18 protein-coding genes are annotated in these 16,673 nt (G+C 58.6%); 1 reads left to right on the forward strand and 17 read right to left on the reverse strand.

Annotated elements, in window-relative coordinates; all coding sequences use genetic code 11:
- Positions 1–58 precede the first annotated feature (58 nt).
- The 17 genes from M6F29_RS01285 to rpsB form a co-directional block, all read right to left on the reverse strand.
- Positions 59–925, reverse strand: coding sequence for an NAD(P)-dependent oxidoreductase (locus tag M6F29_RS01285; RefSeq protein WP_298156753.1), 867 nt, complete (start codon positions 923–925; stop codon positions 59–61).
- Positions 922–1,722 (reverse strand): TrmH family RNA methyltransferase, encoded by an 801-nt coding sequence (locus M6F29_RS01290; RefSeq protein ID WP_298156756.1) that lies wholly within the window; start codon positions 1,720–1,722, stop codon positions 922–924. Before M6F29_RS01290 ends, M6F29_RS01285 begins: the two co-directional genes overlap by 4 nt.
- Positions 1,719–2,330 carry a ribonuclease HII gene (rnhB, locus tag M6F29_RS01295; protein ID WP_298156760.1) on the reverse strand — a complete coding sequence of 204 codons (612 nt, stop codon included), beginning with the start codon at positions 2,328–2,330 and terminating at the stop codon, positions 1,719–1,721. Before rnhB ends, M6F29_RS01290 begins: the two co-directional genes overlap by 4 nt.
- Complete coding sequence (lpxB, locus tag M6F29_RS01300) at positions 2,320–3,459, reverse strand: lipid-A-disaccharide synthase (RefSeq protein WP_298156761.1); 1,140 nt, start codon at positions 3,457–3,459, stop codon at positions 2,320–2,322. The genes rnhB and lpxB overlap by 11 nt, the downstream gene beginning before the upstream one ends.
- Before the next feature lie 2 nt (positions 3,460–3,461).
- Entirely contained in the window at positions 3,462–4,232 is a 771-nt protein-coding gene (gene lpxA, locus M6F29_RS01305; protein WP_366525912.1) for an acyl-ACP--UDP-N-acetylglucosamine O-acyltransferase, read from the reverse strand.
- A 36-nt stretch (positions 4,233–4,268) separates the two neighbouring features.
- Positions 4,269–4,724: a 3-hydroxyacyl-ACP dehydratase FabZ gene (fabZ, locus tag M6F29_RS01310; RefSeq protein ID WP_297455990.1), complete on the reverse strand. Its 456-nt coding sequence runs from the start codon at positions 4,722–4,724 to the stop codon at positions 4,269–4,271.
- A 3-nt stretch (positions 4,725–4,727) separates the two neighbouring features.
- On the reverse strand, positions 4,728–5,783 hold the full coding sequence (lpxD, locus tag M6F29_RS01315; protein WP_298156766.1) for a UDP-3-O-(3-hydroxymyristoyl)glucosamine N-acyltransferase: 1,056 nt from the start codon (positions 5,781–5,783) through the stop codon (positions 4,728–4,730).
- Between the two features lie 8 nt (positions 5,784–5,791).
- Positions 5,792–6,301 carry an OmpH/Skp family outer membrane protein gene (locus tag M6F29_RS01320; protein WP_297455986.1) on the reverse strand — a complete coding sequence of 170 codons (510 nt, stop codon included), beginning with the start codon at positions 6,299–6,301 and terminating at the stop codon, positions 5,792–5,794.
- 19 nt (positions 6,302–6,320) lie between these two features.
- Positions 6,321–8,618: an outer membrane protein assembly factor BamA gene (gene bamA / locus M6F29_RS01325; protein WP_298156768.1), complete on the reverse strand. Its 2,298-nt coding sequence runs from the start codon at positions 8,616–8,618 to the stop codon at positions 6,321–6,323.
- A gap of 9 nt (positions 8,619–8,627) precedes the next feature.
- Positions 8,628–9,992, reverse strand: coding sequence for an RIP metalloprotease RseP (gene rseP / locus M6F29_RS01330; RefSeq protein ID WP_298156771.1), 1,365 nt, complete (start codon positions 9,990–9,992; stop codon positions 8,628–8,630).
- Complete coding sequence (dxr, locus tag M6F29_RS01335; RefSeq protein WP_298156772.1) at positions 9,986–11,170, reverse strand: 1-deoxy-D-xylulose-5-phosphate reductoisomerase; 1,185 nt, start codon at positions 11,168–11,170, stop codon at positions 9,986–9,988. Before dxr ends, rseP begins: the two co-directional genes overlap by 7 nt.
- Positions 11,167–11,976 (reverse strand): phosphatidate cytidylyltransferase, encoded by an 810-nt coding sequence (locus tag M6F29_RS01340; RefSeq protein ID WP_298156775.1) that lies wholly within the window; start codon positions 11,974–11,976, stop codon positions 11,167–11,169. The genes dxr and M6F29_RS01340 overlap by 4 nt, the downstream gene beginning before the upstream one ends.
- Positions 11,955–12,713, reverse strand: coding sequence for a polyprenyl diphosphate synthase (gene uppS / locus M6F29_RS01345; RefSeq protein WP_298156778.1), 759 nt, complete (start codon positions 12,711–12,713; stop codon positions 11,955–11,957). Before uppS ends, M6F29_RS01340 begins: the two co-directional genes overlap by 22 nt.
- Before the next feature lie 20 nt (positions 12,714–12,733).
- Complete coding sequence (gene frr / locus M6F29_RS01350) at positions 12,734–13,291, reverse strand: ribosome recycling factor (protein ID WP_298156779.1); 558 nt, start codon at positions 13,289–13,291, stop codon at positions 12,734–12,736.
- 14 nt (positions 13,292–13,305) lie between these two features.
- Complete coding sequence (pyrH, locus tag M6F29_RS01355) at positions 13,306–14,019, reverse strand: UMP kinase (RefSeq protein ID WP_297455972.1); 714 nt, start codon at positions 14,017–14,019, stop codon at positions 13,306–13,308.
- 13 nt (positions 14,020–14,032) lie between these two features.
- Positions 14,033–14,917 carry a translation elongation factor Ts gene (gene tsf / locus M6F29_RS01360; RefSeq protein ID WP_297497868.1) on the reverse strand — a complete coding sequence of 295 codons (885 nt, stop codon included), beginning with the start codon at positions 14,915–14,917 and terminating at the stop codon, positions 14,033–14,035.
- A gap of 61 nt (positions 14,918–14,978) precedes the next feature.
- Positions 14,979–15,722: a 30S ribosomal protein S2 gene (gene rpsB, locus M6F29_RS01365; RefSeq protein WP_298156783.1), complete on the reverse strand. Its 744-nt coding sequence runs from the start codon at positions 15,720–15,722 to the stop codon at positions 14,979–14,981.
- A gap of 152 nt (positions 15,723–15,874) precedes the next feature.
- On the opposite strand from rpsB, the gene map reads away from it, so the two are divergent.
- Positions 15,875–16,672 (forward strand): type I methionyl aminopeptidase, encoded by a 798-nt coding sequence (gene map, locus M6F29_RS01370; RefSeq protein ID WP_298156786.1) that lies wholly within the window; start codon positions 15,875–15,877, stop codon positions 16,670–16,672.
- Position 16,673: the final 1 nt, after the last annotated feature.

The raw sequence follows: 16,673 nt of genomic DNA on the forward strand, positions 1-16,673 counted from the left end.
AATCGTTTTCAAAGTTTCGATTATAGCCAAGCCCAGGGGTTTTGTCCGAATCCGGCCTTCAAGCGGGACGCAAGGCACGCAGGGCCAACCACAACGCACTGTGATCCAGTTCGCCGCCCTCCCCCTCCTCGACAAAAGTTCGGTAAAGTTGGGTCACACATTGGGTCAGGGGAAGAGACACCCCCAGCGCATGCGCGCTGTCCAGCGCACTGGCGAGATCCTTGAGTTGGGTCCGACCATGGGCCCCCGGCGTAAAATCCTGGCGAATCATCCGGTCCCCATGAACCTCCAGCACCCGACTTTCGGCAAATCCCCCCCGGATGGCCTGCCGGACGGCAGCAGGATTCGCGCCCCCCGCCTCAACCAGAAGCAATGCTTCAGCAACGACCCCAATGGTCACGCCCACGATCATCTGATTGGCCAACTTTGCCAGCGCGCCGGTCCCCGCCGGGCCGACCCGGGTCGCTCGACCCAGGTGCCCCAGGAGTTCTTCGGCTCGTTCAAATCCCCTTGGGTCCCCACCCACCATGATCGCCAGATTCCCCTCGGCAGCCCCCAGAACTCCGCCTGAAACCGGTGCATCCAGCGCCCATACCTGACGTTTCTCCAAACGTTGGGCGTGCTGCCGGGCGGTTTCCGGGGGAATGGAACTCATGTCCAGCCACAGCGCATTTTCAGGCAATGCGTCTTCCACTTGCACCAGCACTTCCGTGACCGCCGGACCATTGGCCAGCAACAGGATCACCGCTTCCGCCTCACCCACGGCAGCCTGCGGGGTAGGGGCCCAAAGGGCGCCAGCCGCGCAGAGAGGAGCCGCCTTTTCCGGGGTGCGATTCCACACCGTCAGCGCATACCCTGCCTCCAGCACACGTCTCCCCACGGGGACCCCCATCAACCCACAGCCCAGCAATGTGATCCGTTTCATTCCTGCTGCTCCTGTCTTCCCTTCTTGCCGGCACGTATCTGACGTTGTCGTTCAAACAGCAGAATGGATCCCGCCACCCCCGCATTGAGGGATTCCACCCCGGTAGCCATGGGAATATGAATTCGGTCATGAAGCAACTTCCGGGCGTCGGGCGTCAATCCGGCCCCCTCATTCCCGATCACCAACGCTACCGTCCCCGTGAGATCAAAATCATCGTAGGCGCGGGAAGCCTCGCGCTCTGCCCCCAGAATGGTCCCGGCGTAGCAGGGGAACCAGTCTCGCAGGTCTGCGCCTTCGTGCAGGGTCAGTTGAAAATGCGCGCCCATTCCCGCACGCAACACTTTGGGAGACCATACCTGCACGGTCCCTGAGGCGCAGACCACGGTCGGCATGCCTGCCGCTGCCGCAGAGCGCAGCAGCGTTCCCACGTTGCCGGGATCCTGCAACCCATCCAGCACCAGACAGGATTCTTCCGTGGGGAAGGAGGCGGGCGCAGCAGGCCAGGAAATCAGCGCCGCCACCCCACCGGGCGACTGAAGAGAAGAATATTCGTCGAATAGATCATCGGCAAGCACTGCGGCTTCCGGCCACAGGGAATGCCTTCTCAGGGCGGAGACTTCCGGATCTGCCGCGACGCTCGCGCGGATGAACCAATGCAGGGGAATCCCCCCCTTGGCCTGGTAACCCTGCAGCAAATGCACCCCTTCCAGTACCGTTTGCCGCTCCCTGCGTCGAACATGGGTGGACTCTGCCAGGCGCCCCCACAGGCGCAAGGCAGGGGAACGAACAGCCTTCATGGCAGCAGCGCCCGCACCGGAGCAAAACTGCGCCGGTGCTCGGGACAGGGCCCCTGGTGCTGGAGCGCGGCACGATGTGCCGCACTGGCATAGCCCTTGTGCTGCTCGAAACCATAGCCCGGATAATGGTCGGCCAGGCGAATCATGTGCGCGTCCCGCGCTGTTTTGGCCAGAATGGAAGCGGCAGAGATGCTGACGACCCGTTGATCCCCCTTGACCACTGCCCGACTGGGCCTGAAAAAGGAGGGCGCATGAAGCCCGTCCACCCAGACTTCCGTTGGGACCTGAGCCAACCCTGCCAAGGCCCGTTGCATCGCCAATAGCGTGGCCTGCAAAATATTCAGGGCATCGATTTCTGGCGCAGAAGCCTCGCCGATGGCCCAACTCAAAGCCACCGCCTTGATTTCCGCGGCCAGACGGGTGCGCTGGGAAGCGCTCAACAATTTTGAATCCCTCAGCCCCTCCAGTTCCACGCCAGCGGGCAGAATGAGGGCGGCCGCCAGCACCGGACCCGCCAGAGGGCCTCGTCCGGCCTCATCCACACCACAGGCGCCAGCAGGAAATTCGGGCAGAACATCCCGGACACGGTAACAAAAATCAGGGCGCATGCGTCAATACCCCCTCTACCCCCCGCAGCAGGGCGTTCACGGTATCTGCCTGCAACCTTTGGCGCACCTCCTGAAAGGAGCGGCGCATGTCTGCACGACGCTCGGCGTCCCGCAGCAAATTGCCCAGTTCCTCGGCCAAACGATCAGGAGTCGCCTGCTCCTGCAAGATCTCGGGAACCACGGCGCGGCCCAGAATGATATTGGGGAGTCCCACGAATCCCTTCACACCCTTGCGGCGCACCAGCCAAGCCGTCAGTCCGGACAGTCGATAGGTCAGAATCTGAGGACATTCCAGCAAGGCGGCTTCCAGCGTTGCGGTACCGGAGGCCACCAGAGCCACCTCGGCGCCGGCGAGAATGCGGGGGGCATCTTCTTCAAATACCGTTACCGGCAGGGAAGCGTAGGCGGGTTCGCGCAACAATCGTTGAAAGCAAGCCCGGGTTCCCGCGTTGATCAACGGAACGGCAAAACGGTGTTGCGGAAAATCCTGCCGGAGACGCAATGCCGTCTCCAGAAACAGGCGTCCGTGATAGTCCAGTTCCGAAATTCGACTGCCCGGCAATAAGGCGATCCAGGGTCCAGACCAGCCGGGGTCCAATGCCGCGCGAGCCTGAGCCCGGTTCGGCGGAAGCAGACGGTGCACCAGGGGATGGCCAATGTAGGTCAGCGGAATGCCCGCCTGCTCGAAAATCGGTGCTTCAAAAGGAAAAATGGAGAGAATGCCGGAGACTGCCGCACGAATTCCAGGCAACCGCCCTGCACGCCAGGCCCAGACCGTAGGCGCCACCATCTGCAAGGTGGGAATGCATTCATCCTTGAGTGCTTTCTCCAGGCCCAGATTGAAGTCAGGCGCATCGATGCCCACAAAAAGATCCGGCGGATGACGGAGAAAATGGCGCCGCAACTGCCAGCGGATCCACAGCAGGCGCGGGAGGGCACGCAAGACTTCCCAGTAACCCCGCACCGACAAGGACTCCATGGGAAACAAAGAGCGTGCCCCCAGGGCTTGCATGCGCGGACCTGCAATCCCCTCAAAAATTGCCTCAGGGTAACGCTGGCGCACGGCGTTCATCAAGGCCTCCCCCAGCATGTCTCCGGACGCCTCCCCTGCCACCACGCCGATGCGCATGATCAGCGCAGGATGCCGCGGGTGGACTGGGCCAGAAACTCCCGCAAGGGAAGCACACAGGGAGCGTTCTGTGCCAGCAGGGTCAGTTCCTGCTGAGCCTGTTCCAGGGACAATCCCGAACGATACAACTTGCGGTAGGCCTGTTTGAGCGCGCTCAGTTCTTCCGTCGTGAAGCCCCGGCGCTTCAACCCTTCCGCATTGATGCCATGGGGTGCTGCAGGAATCCCGGCCACCAGGAGATAGGGCGGGACATCCTGGGTAATGACTGCAGAAATGCCAATGAAACTATGGGCACCTATCCGTACGAACTGGTGCACCCCGACAAACCCCCCCAGCGTCACCCAGTCTCCCACATGAACATGCCCGGCCAGCGTGGCATGGTTGGCAAAGGTGGTATGGTTCCCCACCTGACAGTCATGGGCCAGATGGACATAGGCCATGATCCAGTTATGGTTGCCCAGACGGGTCACCCCCGCATCCTCTTCGGTCCCCAGGTTGAAGGTACAAAACTCGCGAATGGTATTGTCGTCGCCAATCTCCAGCGCCGACTCTTCTCCCCGGTATTTTTTGTCCTGGGGCTCGCCCCCCAACGAACAAAACGAGTAGATCCGGTTACGCTGGCCGATGGTGGTCCGACCCGCAATGCGCACGTGGTCATGAATGACCGTTCCTGCGCCTACCGTGACGCCGGAGCCGATCAAACTGTAAGCGCCGACCCGTACATCAGGCGCCAATACAGCGTCAGGATGAATCAGAGCCGTCGGATGGCGCAGCGGGTCTGCAGAATTCCAGGAATTCATGAATCGGCGTTATGCGGATTCGGCCAGATTTTTTTCTGCGCACATCAACTGGGCCTCGGCCGCTACGCGATCCTCCACCCAGGCCTTGGCAGAAAACTTCCAGATTTTATAGGAATGCCGCAACAATGAGACCTCGAGGCGCAACTGATCACCGGGAAAAACCGGATTACGAAAACGGGTCTGATCGATGCCGACGAAATAGGTCACGATTTTTCCATCCGGTTTGATGCCTTCTGTCTTGAAACTGAGCAGAGCAGCCGCCTGAGCCAGGGATTCAATGATCAATACACCCGGCATGACCGGATGGTGAGGGAAATGCCCCTGAAAATACTCTTCATTACGGCTGACATTTTTGATCGCCACGATGGATTTGCCCGGCGTGACCTCCAGAACCCGATCAACCATGAGAAAAGGATAGCGATGAGGAAGATATTCCATGATTTCATTGATGTCCATGCTACTCATCGTTCATTCTCCATTCTCTATTGAGTGATCATGCTGCACCTGCGCCATTTCAAGCCGGCGAACCCGCTCTGCCCATTCCGGAAGTCCCCTCAAATGCGCCAGGGTATGTAACCACGCGCGATGGGGTTGACTAGGAATGGCCGAAGTATATACGCCCGGCTGCGTGATGGACTTGGTGATCAAAGAAAATCCGGACACCGTGACGCCGTCACAGATCTCCACGTGTCCCACGATGCCCACGCCCCCACCAATCCGACAGCGCGCCCCAATCCGCGAACTCCCCGAAATACCCGTGCAACCCGCAATCACGGTATGGGCGCCGATTCGGCAGTTATGGGCAATCTGGATCAGGTTATCCAGCTTGACCCCTTCCTCGATCACCGTATCCTCGATAGCCCCGCGATCGATGGTGGTATTGGCCCCGACTTCCACGTCAGCCCCAATCCGCACGCTCCCCACCTGGGGGACCTTCAACCATTGTCCTTCCTGCCAGGCCATGCCGAAGCCATCCGCCCCGATCACGGCGCCGGAATGCACCAGAGTGCGCGGCCCCAGAGTGACACCTGCGTACAACGTGACGCGCGGGTACAGGAATACGTCCTGAGCCAGATGGACCCTTTCGCCGACGTATCCACCGGCCCCCACCACGACCCCATCGTCGATCAGGACACCCGCCTCGATCACTGCCTGCGGGCCGATACTGGCGAGGGGTGAGACCCGTGCCTCGGGATGAACCTCCGCCGTCCTGTGAATACCGGGTCGGGGCCTGACTTCAGGAAAAAGTTTCCGGGCCACCTGGGCATAACACCCGTGCGGATTGTCCGTGATCAGGCAGGGCAAATCCGTGGCTTCCCGATCCTGTTTCCTGAGAATCACGGCAGCAGCTCGGGTATGACCCAGATACGCCCGATACAGCGGATTGGTCAAAAAGGTGATCTCGCCAGGCTCCGCTCCCTCCAAAGTCCCCACCCCCCCGATCGGGGTATGCGGATCTCCCTCTACCTCGACGCCACAGAACCGGGCCAGTTCGCCCAGGGTGTAAGTGCACTGTCCACGCATGAAGGAGGTTATTTACTGCCGCTGTCAATGATCCGGATGACCTTGTCGGTGATGTCGATGCGGGGGCCGGCGTAAATGGCATCGGTCAGAATCAGGTCATAATTCTCCGTCGTGGCAATTTCCTTGATGGCCTTGTTGGCCCGCTCCTGAATGGAAGCAAATTCCTCGTTGCGACGCGTATTGAGATCCTCCCGGAATTCCCGTTGCATGCGCTGGAAATCACGGTTCAGGTTGGCCAGATCACGTTCCTTGTGGGCGCGTTCCCCCTCGCCCATGGTCATTCCGTTCTTGTCCAGCTCGGCCTGCTGATCCTGGATCTGCTTGCCCATTTTTTGCAACTCTGCCTGCCGTTTATCGAACTCTTTCTCCAGTTTCTTGGTGGCCGCCTGGGCTGGCGCCGCCTCGCGGAAAATTCGCTCGATATTGATCCAGCCCACCTTCAGTTCGGTGGCCATGACCGACGTACTCAATAAGAAGAAGGCAAACAGCAGGGAAACGGATTTAGCGATCTTATGCATGGGGCATCTCTCTTCAAGTTTAGAACGTATTACCTAACTGAAATTGTAGTCGCTCAATGTTATCAGTGACTGAGTTATAGTGAAAGGGGGCGGCGTAACTGAATTCAAGAGGCCCCATGGGCGAATACCAGGATAGGGCAACCCCCGCCGAATAGCGCAGTTGGGGGATGGAAAATCCCTGATTGTAGCCATAGACGTTCCCGGTATCCACAAACGTGCTCAGGCGGAAGGACTTGTCCGTGCCTTTCGAGCCCGGCAAGGGAAAGAAGTATTCGGCACTCCCGGTAATCATCTTGTTCCCCCCAAGGTTCAGGAGGTTACCATAATTGTCATAAACCTGGGGACCCAGACTGCCCGGGAAATAGCCTCGCACCGATCCCACCCCACCGGCAAAAAAGTTTTTGTAGAAGGGCAAGGGTACGCCTCCATAACCGTTGGCATAACCCAACTGACCGGACAGGGAAAGCGTCGTATTCAGACTGACGGGGGTAAGTACTTGCTCACTGGCTGTCGCGCGGTAGTAGGTCAGGTTTTCTCCAGGCACCCCCACCTCCAACCCATACTTCTGACTCCATCCCTTCATCGGATAGATGATGCTGTCCCGGGTATCGTGGGTATACCCCATACTTACCTTGATGGCCTTGGCCTGTGAACCGAACTGATTGACGAAATCCACATACTCGGCGGGACTGGTATTGAATACCCCCACGCTGGTGGCTTCGAATCCATACCCTAGAGAATAGGCATTCACTTCCGAGACCGGGATCGTATAGGTCACATCGGCCCCCAAAGTCCGGGTCGAATAGGGGCTGACCCCGATCAGATAGGAAGTATCGATGGAACGGTCATACAGGCTGATGGTGCGCGCGACCCCCTCTTCGGTCCAATAGGGATTGGTATAGGCGACAGAATAAGTACGGGTCACCAGCCCGGTACTGACCCCGAAGGAAAGCGAGTTTCCACTCCCGAACAGATTGCTCTGGGTAATCCCCGCGCTCAGAATGATCCCTTCGGCATTGGAGTACCCGGCCCCCAACTGGATGGAACCGGTTTGACGTTCTGCGACCGTAAAGTTGACGTCCACCTGATCGGTGGTACCGGGCACAGGCGGACTGTCCACCGTGACTTCGGAGAAGAAACCCAGACGGTCGATCCGTTCCTTGGAGCGGTTGACCTTTTCCACGGAATACCAGGCCCCTTCCATCTGACGGATTTCGCGCCGGATCACTTCATCCCGGGTCGTGGTGTTCCCATAAATATTGACCCGGCGCACGTACACCCGCCTTCCGGGGTCGATGACAAAGGTAAAGGCGGCGGTATGATGCTCCTTGTCGATTTCCGGATTGGCATTGATATTGGCAAAGGAATAGCCATCCTGGGCCAACCGATCCGCAATGGCCTTGGTGGAACTCGTGACTTTCTCGCGGGAGAACAGATCACCCGGTTTGAGCGTGAGCAGTTTTCGCAACTCTGCCTCGGGTACCAGAAATTGGCCCGCCAGTTTCACATCCGACACCCTGTACGGTTGTCCTTCGGTGATGTTGACGCTGATATAGACGTCCTGTTTGTCTGGAGAAATGGACACCTGGGTCGAATCCACGGCAAACTCCAGGTAACCCCGATCCTGATAGAAGGAACGCAGGGCTTCCAGATCGCCGGACAATTTCTGCTTGGAATACTGATCATTCTTGGTATACCAGGACAGCCAGTTGGGCGTATTCAACTGCAATTGATCCTGCAGTTCCTTGGCAGAAAAAGCATGGGCCCCGACGATATTGATTTCACGAATATGCGCTGCTTCCCCTTCCACGATGTTGAAGGCCAGCGCAACCCGGTTGCGGGGAAGCGGCGTCACGGTGGTGGACACTTGCGTCGAATATTTCCCCTTTCCCAGATACTGTCGCTTGAGTTCTTTCTCTGCCTTGTCCAGCAAGGATTTGTCATAGATCCGCGATTCCGCGATCCCGATGGTTTTCAGGGCATCCTTGAGTTGATCCTTGGTGAAGGATTTTGCACCGTTGATTTCAAGGCGGGCGATGGAGGGACGTTCCTGAACATAGACCACCAGAACATTGCCCTCGGATTCGAGGCGCACATCGGAAAAGAAACCGGTATCGTAAAGCGCCTTCAGGGCAGCGGAAGCTTTTTCCGTGGTAATGGTGTCACCCACTTTAAGGGGCAGATAACTGAAAATCGTCCCGGGCTCGATCCGCTGTGCGCCTTCCACCCGGATATCCTGGATCGTGATCGGCGCCAAGGCCAACGCCAGAGAACTCCAACATATCCAGAACAGGAATAACAGTGAACGAAGAAACATGAAATAAAATCAGTGATTGAAAAAATGGCGCAAATCATTCAGGAAGGAAAAAACCATGAGCCCCGCCAGCAAAAAGAACCCCCAACGCTGGGTGAGACTCAAGATTTCCGCGGACAAGGGCCGCCCCCTCACCCACTCCACGGCATGATACAACAAATGCCCCCCATCCAATAAGGGAATCGGCAATAAATTGAGAACGCCCAGGCTAATACTGATCAACGCCATGAATTGCAGATAAGGCAGCAGCCCCAGGCGAGCACTGTCTCCCGCCAGCGATGCGATCCGAACCGGTCCGCCCAGATTGTCCAGGGATGCCTGGCCGGTGAGCAACTGTCCAAAGGAATTCAGGGTCAACAGGGTGAGTGACCAGGTTTTCACGGCACCGTGCCAAAGCGCCATCAAAGGGGGATCCTGATCCAGAACCGTCCATTCTCGGCGCATGGCCTCGGTGACCTGCGGGCTGATGCCGATCCGCCCGATCCGGCGACCATTGGGCAAATCCACCGCCCGAGGAATGAGTTGCACTGCTCGGGTCTGACCGGCACGCGCCAGTTCGATCTCCACGACAGCCTGGGGATGGGCTTCAACGACCCGAACCACTTGCGCCCAGGTTTCCACCGGCTGCCCCGCCACGCGCAACAAACGGTCCAGAGGTTTCAGTCCGGCCTTGTCCGCCACACTGTCCGGGATGACTTGCCCAACCACCGGAGGCAACGGCGGTGTCCACAGATGAAAACCGCTCCCTTCCACGCCCTCTTCTGCCGCCGCGTTGACTTGTGCCGTGACCAGCCGATGAACTTCTTCCTGACCTCGGTCATTCCGTGTCACCAACCTCACCGCTCCTTCGCGCCGAACCACTCGAGGCCATTCCAACTCAAAGTCCTGCCAGGTTCGGATCGCCTTTCCTTCCAGGCGTAACACGCATTCCCCCGCCCGAATCCCGGCATGCCATGCCAGGGTGCCTGTCTCCGGTGCATCCAGACAGGGTCGTTGTCCAGGAATCCCCAGAACATAAAGCAGGCTGAATAATGACCAGGCCAGCAAAAAATTTGCCAACGGTCCCGCCACCACGATCGCACTTCTTTGCGCCAGGGATTTCCGGTTGAAGGCCTGATGAACTTCCCGAGGGGACACCGGGCCCTCCCGTTCGTCCAGCATGCGTACATATCCCCCCAGGGGAAGGAGCGCCACCACCCACTCGGTCCCGTTTTTTGCCTGTCGACGCCATATCGGACGCCCCAGTCCGATGGAAAAACGCAGGACTTTGACTCCCACCCAACGGGCTACCACGAAATGCCCCAGTTCATGGATGAAAATCAGGCAGCTGAGCGCCAGCAAGAAAGCCCCTAACGTCCCCACGCTCCCATTCAACACGCATTTCTCCTGGCCAGGATCTGCCCGGTGAGGTGGCGTGCCCGTCGATCCGCCTCGTTGACTTCCTCCAGGGTGGTACATGCTTGAGAGGGGAGTTGGTCGAGCACCTGCGCAATGGTATCGGTGATCGCCCGAAAACTCAGACCTCCCGCCAGGAATGCCGCCACCGCCATCTCATTGGCGGCATTCAGCAGGGTGGGTCCCGTTCCCCCGGCCTGCATGGCCTGTTCTGCCAGTGCCACAGCGGGAAAACGTTGCCGCTCCAGGGGCAGGAAAGTCAAGGGACCCGCCGCAGTCAGATCGAGCAGGGGCACCCCGGAAGATTGACGTTCGGGATAGGCCAGGGCGTGGGCGATGGGAATCCTCATGTCCGTATGTCCCAATTGGGCCAACAACGAACCATCGATGAACCCGACCAATGAATGAACCAGACTCTGGGGATGAATCACGATTTCAACTTTTTCCGGCGGCAAACCAAACAACCAGCAGGCTTCGATCAACTCGAGTCCCTTGTTCATCATGGTCGCCGAATCCACCGAAATCTTCTTGCCCATGCGCCATTTCGGATGCTGACACGCTTGTTCCGGGGTGACTTTTTCCAGGTCCTGCAACGGCGTGTTCAGGAAAGGTCCACCGGAAGCCGTCAATAGAATTTTTTCCACGCCAGAACGCCCTCCCTCGCCATTCGGCCAGCACTGGAAGATGGCGTTATGCTCGCTGTCCACGGGAAGCAGGCATGCGCCGCCCTGCGCCACGGCCTGCATCATCAGGGGACCCGACATGACCAGGGATTCCTTGTTGGCCAGAAGTATTTTTTTGCCCGAACGGGCCGCCGCCAAGGTGGATGCCAGACCAGCAGCGCCTACAATGGCCGCCATCACCGTGGTGACTTCCGGCGCCGAGGCAACTTCTTCGAGCGCCCCTTCCCCAGCCCTCAGTGCCGTAGGACAGTGGGGATCCAGCATGCGCAGGAGCCGTGCCAGTTCATCCAGTTGCGCGGCCTCAGGCACCACGGCCAGACGGGGACGAAAGTCCACACACTGACGCGCCAGGCCCTGCAGGTTGCGATGCGCAGTCAGGGCGTGAATTTCGTAGCATTCCGGGTGACGTCGAACGACCTCCAGGGTACTCATGCCGATGCTGCCGGTGGCCCCCAGAATGGTCAGGTGTTGCTTCATGCGCCCCCCAGCAGATGAATGCTCAATGCGGCCAGAGGAAGCGTTGCCGTCAGCGCATCGATTCGGTCCAGAACTCCGCCATGCCCCGGCAATCCATTGCCGCTGTCCTTGACGCCGGCACAACGTTTGATCCAGGACTCAAACAGATCCCCCAGAATGCCTAACCCCACCAGCCCCCAAACGAGCAGGAACCAACCCCATCCAAGGTGGTTGACCAGCGGGGTCATCGAGGAAGATCCCGTCCGTGCCAGCCACCACCAGATGGCCCCATAAACCGTGGCGGCCAGTCCCGCGCCCGCCACGCCCTCCCAGGTTTTCCCCGGGCTGATGGCAGGAGCCAGTCGGTGCTTTCCCCAGAGACGACCCGTAAAATAGGCCGCACTGTCCGATATCCAGAGTACGGCCATCAGGGCCAGGAGCACGAGATTGCCCTGATGTTGAAGACGCGTGAGGGACCAGCCCGTGGGAAGCAGGACCAGAAGACCAACGGCGAGAAGAGGGAGACCGCTGATCCGCCATTGCTGTTTCATCCACAGAGGAACCAGGACAACCCAGAAGACCAGGGATCCTTCCATCCCCAGATCCTGCCAGGAAGTCTCCCGTCCGATCCGATAAAGCAGAGGGATCAACAAGGCATACAGGCAACGTTGCCAGAAGACTGCCTTCGCCAGCCCCGCCCACTCCCATCCCGCCCAAATCATGACCCCGGTCACCAGGCCCTCCCAGACTTGAGGAGGTGCCCAGAACAAACTCAGGCCCACCACCACCAAAAGCACAGACGCAGTCAGGAGCCGAGTGCGGAGCATTGTTCACTGGTCCGGCCAAAACGTCGTTCACGGCCCTGATAGGAAAGAATGGCCAGATCCAGGGCAACACGGTCAAAGTCCGGCCAGAGGGTTTCGGTAAAATATAACTCGGTATATGCCAACTGCCAGAGCAGAAAATTACTGATCCGTTGTTCGCCGCCGGTACGAATGAACAGGTCGGGTTCCGGCAGATCGCTCAGGCAGAGGTGCGCCTGCAGATCCGCTTCGGTCAATGGATGCGTCTGAGCAGGATTTGCAGCACGCCAGGCATTGACTGCCTGCAGAATATCCCAGCGTCCCCCATAATTCACCGCAAGCGTCAAGGTCAGCGCCTGGTTGTCCAGGGTCAGTCGTTCCGCTTCCTCGATCAGCGCCTGCAACCCGTGACCCAGCGGAGACCGGTCTCCGATCACCCGCAAACGCACCCCAGCCCCATGCAGTTGCTGAATTTCTTTTTCCAGCATGTGCATGAAAAGTTGCATGAGCAAACTGACCTCATCCGCCGGACGGCGCCAGTTTTCACTGCTGAAGGCAAACAGGGTCAGGTAGGGAATGCCACATTGCAGCCCGGATTCCACCAGGGTACGCACGGCCTCACTTCCTTTGCGATGACCAGCGATCCGCGGCAAAAGCCGCTGACGAGCCCAACGCCCATTGCCGTCCATGATGATGGCGATGTGACGGGGAATCGTGGCAACGTCTGGAATCGTCTGGGTGGAACTTTTTGCCCTGACCATGACAGGTTCGCGCCGAACCGTCAAACTGCCATCAACTCGGCTTCCTTGACGGCCAGCATCTTGTCGATTTCCTGAATGAAGCGATCGGTCATTTTCTGGATGTCCTCCTGTGCGCGTCGCTCCTCGTCTTCCGAGATGGTTTTGGCTTTGACCATCTCCTTGAACTGCGCCAGGGCATCGCGTCGAATATTGCGCACCGCCACCCGTCCGCCTTCGGATTCGGCCTTGACCACCTTGGTCAGGTCGCGTCGCCGTTCTTCGGTCAGGGAAGGCATGGGAACCCGGATCAGATCCCCTTGCGAGGAAGGATTGAGACCGAGGTCAGACTCCCGGATGGCCTTTTCGATCACCGCGCCCATTTTTTTCTCGTAAGGATTGACCCCAATGGTCCGGGCATCCACCAGATTGACACTCGCCACCTGGTTGAGCGGCGTGGGGGTTCCGTAATAGTCCACTCGAACGTGATCCAACAACCCCGCATGGGCTCGTCCCGTTCGCACCTTGGCCAACTCCGCCTTGAGGGTTTCCACGGATTTGGCCATTTTCTGTTCGGTAGTCTTCTTGATATCGGAAATCATCTGACGTTACCCTTTCAATTCGTCACAAAGGTGCCTTCGGGTTCACCCCGAACGACACGCATCAAAGCACCCGGTTTGAAAATGCTGAATACTCCAATGGGCAGGTTCTGATCACGGCACAAAGTCAGCGCCGTTGCATCCATTACTTTCAGGTTATTGACGATGGCCTCTTCAAAAGTGAGGCGTACATAACGGCGAGCATCCGGGTTCTTGTTGGGGTCGTCCGTGTAAATACCGTCCACCTTGGTCGCCTTGAGCACTACCTCTGCGCTGATCTCTGCCCCGCGCAATGCCGCTGCCGTGTCCGTCGTAAAAAACGGATTGCCCGTCCCCGCCGCAAAAATCACTACCTTGCCTTCTTCCAGATAGCGCAGCGCCTTACCGCGAATGTAGGGCTCTGCCACCTGTTCCAGATTCAGGGCCGACTGAACCCGACTGACCACATCCACCCGGCGCATGGCATCCTGCAACGCCAGGGCATTCATGACCGTGGCCAGCATTCCCATGTAGTCGGCGGTGGCGCGGTCCATTCCTACGGCGCCAGGCGCCACCCCACGGAAGATATTCCCTCCTCCAATCACCACGGCAACCTGCACACCCTGTCGCACGACCTCGGCAATCTCGGCCACGATACGGTCGATCGTGGCCCGATTGATGCCGTAAGCATCCTCCCCCATCAGTGCTTCGCCCGACAGTTTCAGGAGGATGCGTTGGTAAGCAAGTTTCATGGTCTTCCCTTGATCAAGCCATGGTACCTGCTGCTGCAGCGACTTCTGCGGCAAAGTTCTCGACTTTTTTCTCGATCCCCTCGCCCACCACCAGCATGGAGAAGCGTTGCACGCTGGCCCCCCGACTCTTGAGCAGGACTTCGACGGTCTGGTCCGGGTTCTTGACAAAGGGTTGCCCAACCAGGGTCACCTCGGCCAAATATTTCTGAACCCGCCCTTCCACCATCTTGGCAATGATCTCTGCCGGTTTCCCCGACTCTGCCGCCTGCGCGGTATAAATTTCGCGCTCGTGCTGAAGCAGCGCGGCAGGAACTTCCGTCCTGGAAACACAAACCGGCTTGCTGGCCGCAATATGCATGGCAATGTCACGCCCCAGCGCCGCATCCCCGCCGATCATGTCCACCAACACACCAATTTTCTGCCCGTGCATGTACTGAGCCAGATGCCCGGTGGTCTCGTAACGGGTAAAACGGCGCAAGGTCATGTTTTCACCCAACTTCATGACCAGGGCCTGCCGCACGTCTTCCAGAGTCCCGCCTGCAGGCAGGGCACACTGGGCCAGCGCGTCCACTGTCGCCGGATTGTCGCGCACCACACACTCGGCTGCCGTGCGCGCAAAAGCCATGAACTCTTCATTCTTGGCCACAAAGTCGGTTTCGCAATTGACTTCCACCAGCGCGCCGACCCGGGTATCGGCCTGGATGGCCACCGCCACCACACCCTCTGCGGCCACCCTGGTCGCAGCTTTGCTGGCTTTGGCCCCGCTCCGGATGCGCAACAGATCTTCTGCCGCCTTCATATCCCCCTGAGCCTCGGCCAATGCCTTCTTGCACTCCATCATCCCCAAGCCTGTGCGTTCGCGCAGTTCCTTCACCATCGATGCGGTAATTTCCGCCATAGCCCACTCCTTCAATTAATCCAGAACCCTCCGCTTGGCGGAGGCGTCAGTTCCCGACTCTTCAGGCCTCGGAAACGTCGCTTTCCTCTTCGACAAACTCTTCTCCCGCAACGGCCTCGTTGAGGCTTTGGGCGCGCCCTTCCAGAATGGCATCTGCCACGCCGCGCGCATAGAGTCGAATGGCGCGTGTCGAATCATCGTTCCCCGGAATGACATAATCGACGCCTTCCGTGGAGTTGTTGGTATCCACGACGCCGATGATGGGAATACCCAGTTTGCGCGCTTCCACCACGGCATTTTTCTGGTAACCCACATCGATCACGAACAATGCATCCGGCACGCCATTCATGGACACGATCCCGCCCAGACTGCGCGCCAGTTTTTCTTTCTCACGCTGAAAGTTGAGCGCTTCCTTCTTGGACAAACGATCCATGGAGCCATCTTCGATCATCAGGGAAAGTTCATTGAGACGCTTGATCGATTGCTTGACCGTCTTGAAATTCGTGAGCATTCCGCCCAACCAACGGTGGTCCACGAAGGGGGAACCGGCCCGCAACGCCTCTTCGCGCACGATATCCCGAGCCTGACGCTTGGTCCCGACAAACAGGATCGTCTGGTTATTGGCGGACAGGCGGCGCACAAAGGTCATGGCTTCCTGGTAGAGGGGAAGGGTCTTTTCCAGATTGATGATATGAATCTTGTTGCGGTGACCGAAAATGTAAGGGGCCATCTTGGGATTCCAGTAACGGGTCTGGTGTCCAAAATGAACTCCGGCTTCCAGCATTTGTCGCATGGTGACTGACATGGTAAAACTCCTGATCGAGGGTTGAGCCGCCGCCGGTCCATTTCACCTTTCTCAAGGCACCCTGTGTTTTAACCGGCGTGTGAAATTGCGATAAAGCCCTTTATGATACCATCCCGACTTCACAATAATCAACCAATCCAGATTCCCAGCTCATGCCTCCTTCTGCCGTTACCCTGAAAAACCCCGAAGAAATTCAAAAAATGCGGACCGCCTGCCGCCTCGCCGCCGAAGTTCTGGACTACATCACGCCCCACGTGGTCCCGGGCGTCACCACCGACCATCTGGATCGTCTGTGCCATGACTACATGATCGAGGTCCAGCAGACCATCCCGGCCCCCCTGAATTATGCACCCAAGGGCCATCGGCCCTACCCGCGTTCGATTTGCACTTCGGTCAACCATCAGGTCTGTCATGGCATCCCCGGCGAGCGCATCCTCCGGAATGGAGACATCGTCAATCTCGACATCACCGTCATCAAGGAGGGATTTCACGGAGATACCAGCCGCATGTTCCTTGTGGGAGAGGTCAGCAAACAGGCCCACCGTCTGTGCGACCTGACCTACGAGTCGCTCTGGCACGGCATCCGTGCCGTCGCTCCAGGCCGCCATCTGGGAGACATTGGCCATGCCATTCAGACCTTTGCCGAAAAAGCGGGCTACAGCGTGGTCCGGGAATTTTGCGGTCATGGCATCGGGCGCCACTTTCACGAAGAACCCCAGGTCCTGCATTACGGCAAAAAAGGGAGCGGCCTGCGCCTCGAGGCCGGCATGATTTTCACCATCGAACCCATGATCAACGCCGGGCGGCGGGATATCCGTCCGTTGGGTGATGGCTGGACCATCGTCACCGCCGATCATAGCCTGTCTGCCCAGTGGGAGCATACGATCCTGGTGACGCCGGACGGTTTCGAGGTTCTGACCGTTTCTTCCGGGACACCTCCCGCCCCCTGAC

Origin of the sequence: Ferrovum sp. (assembly GCF_027317285.1) — a bacterium.
Classification (GTDB): Bacteria; Pseudomonadota; Gammaproteobacteria; order Burkholderiales; family Ferrovaceae; genus Ferrovum.

What these genes read in the sequence shown, in the direction of transcription:
- dxr (WP_298156772.1), bottom strand. Translation starts at nt 11,170, where the DNA reads ATGAAGCAACACCTGACCATTCTGGGGGCCACCGGCAGCATCGGCATG.
- bamA (WP_298156768.1), bottom strand. Translation starts at nt 8,618, where the DNA reads ATGTTTCTTCGTTCACTGTTATTCCTGTTCTGGATATGTTGGAGTTCT.
- frr (WP_298156779.1), bottom strand. Translation starts at nt 13,291, where the DNA reads ATGATTTCCGATATCAAGAAGACTACCGAACAGAAAATGGCCAAATCC.
- lpxD (WP_298156766.1), bottom strand. Translation starts at nt 5,783, where the DNA reads ATGCGTGGACAGTGCACTTACACCCTGGGCGAACTGGCCCGGTTCTGT.
- tsf (WP_297497868.1), bottom strand. Translation starts at nt 14,917, where the DNA reads ATGGCGGAAATTACCGCATCGATGGTGAAGGAACTGCGCGAACGCACA.
- uppS (WP_298156778.1), bottom strand. Translation starts at nt 12,713, where the DNA reads ATGGTCAGGGCAAAAAGTTCCACCCAGACGATTCCAGACGTTGCCACG.
- rnhB (WP_298156760.1), bottom strand. Translation starts at nt 2,330, where the DNA reads ATGCGCCCTGATTTTTGTTACCGTGTCCGGGATGTTCTGCCCGAATTT.
- lpxB (WP_298156761.1), bottom strand. Translation starts at nt 3,459, where the DNA reads ATGCGCATCGGCGTGGTGGCAGGGGAGGCGTCCGGAGACATGCTGGGG.
- map (WP_298156786.1), top strand. Translation starts at nt 15,875, where the DNA reads ATGCCTCCTTCTGCCGTTACCCTGAAAAACCCCGAAGAAATTCAAAAA.
- rpsB (WP_298156783.1), bottom strand. Translation starts at nt 15,722, where the DNA reads ATGTCAGTCACCATGCGACAAATGCTGGAAGCCGGAGTTCATTTTGGA.
- M6F29_RS01290 (WP_298156756.1), bottom strand. Translation starts at nt 1,722, where the DNA reads ATGAAGGCTGTTCGTTCCCCTGCCTTGCGCCTGTGGGGGCGCCTGGCA.
- M6F29_RS01320 (WP_297455986.1), bottom strand. Translation starts at nt 6,301, where the DNA reads ATGCATAAGATCGCTAAATCCGTTTCCCTGCTGTTTGCCTTCTTCTTA.
- pyrH (WP_297455972.1), bottom strand. Translation starts at nt 14,019, where the DNA reads ATGAAACTTGCTTACCAACGCATCCTCCTGAAACTGTCGGGCGAAGCA.
- M6F29_RS01340 (WP_298156775.1), bottom strand. Translation starts at nt 11,976, where the DNA reads ATGCTCCGCACTCGGCTCCTGACTGCGTCTGTGCTTTTGGTGGTGGTG.
- fabZ (WP_297455990.1), bottom strand. Translation starts at nt 4,724, where the DNA reads ATGAGTAGCATGGACATCAATGAAATCATGGAATATCTTCCTCATCGC.
- M6F29_RS01285 (WP_298156753.1), bottom strand. Translation starts at nt 925, where the DNA reads ATGAAACGGATCACATTGCTGGGCTGTGGGTTGATGGGGGTCCCCGTG.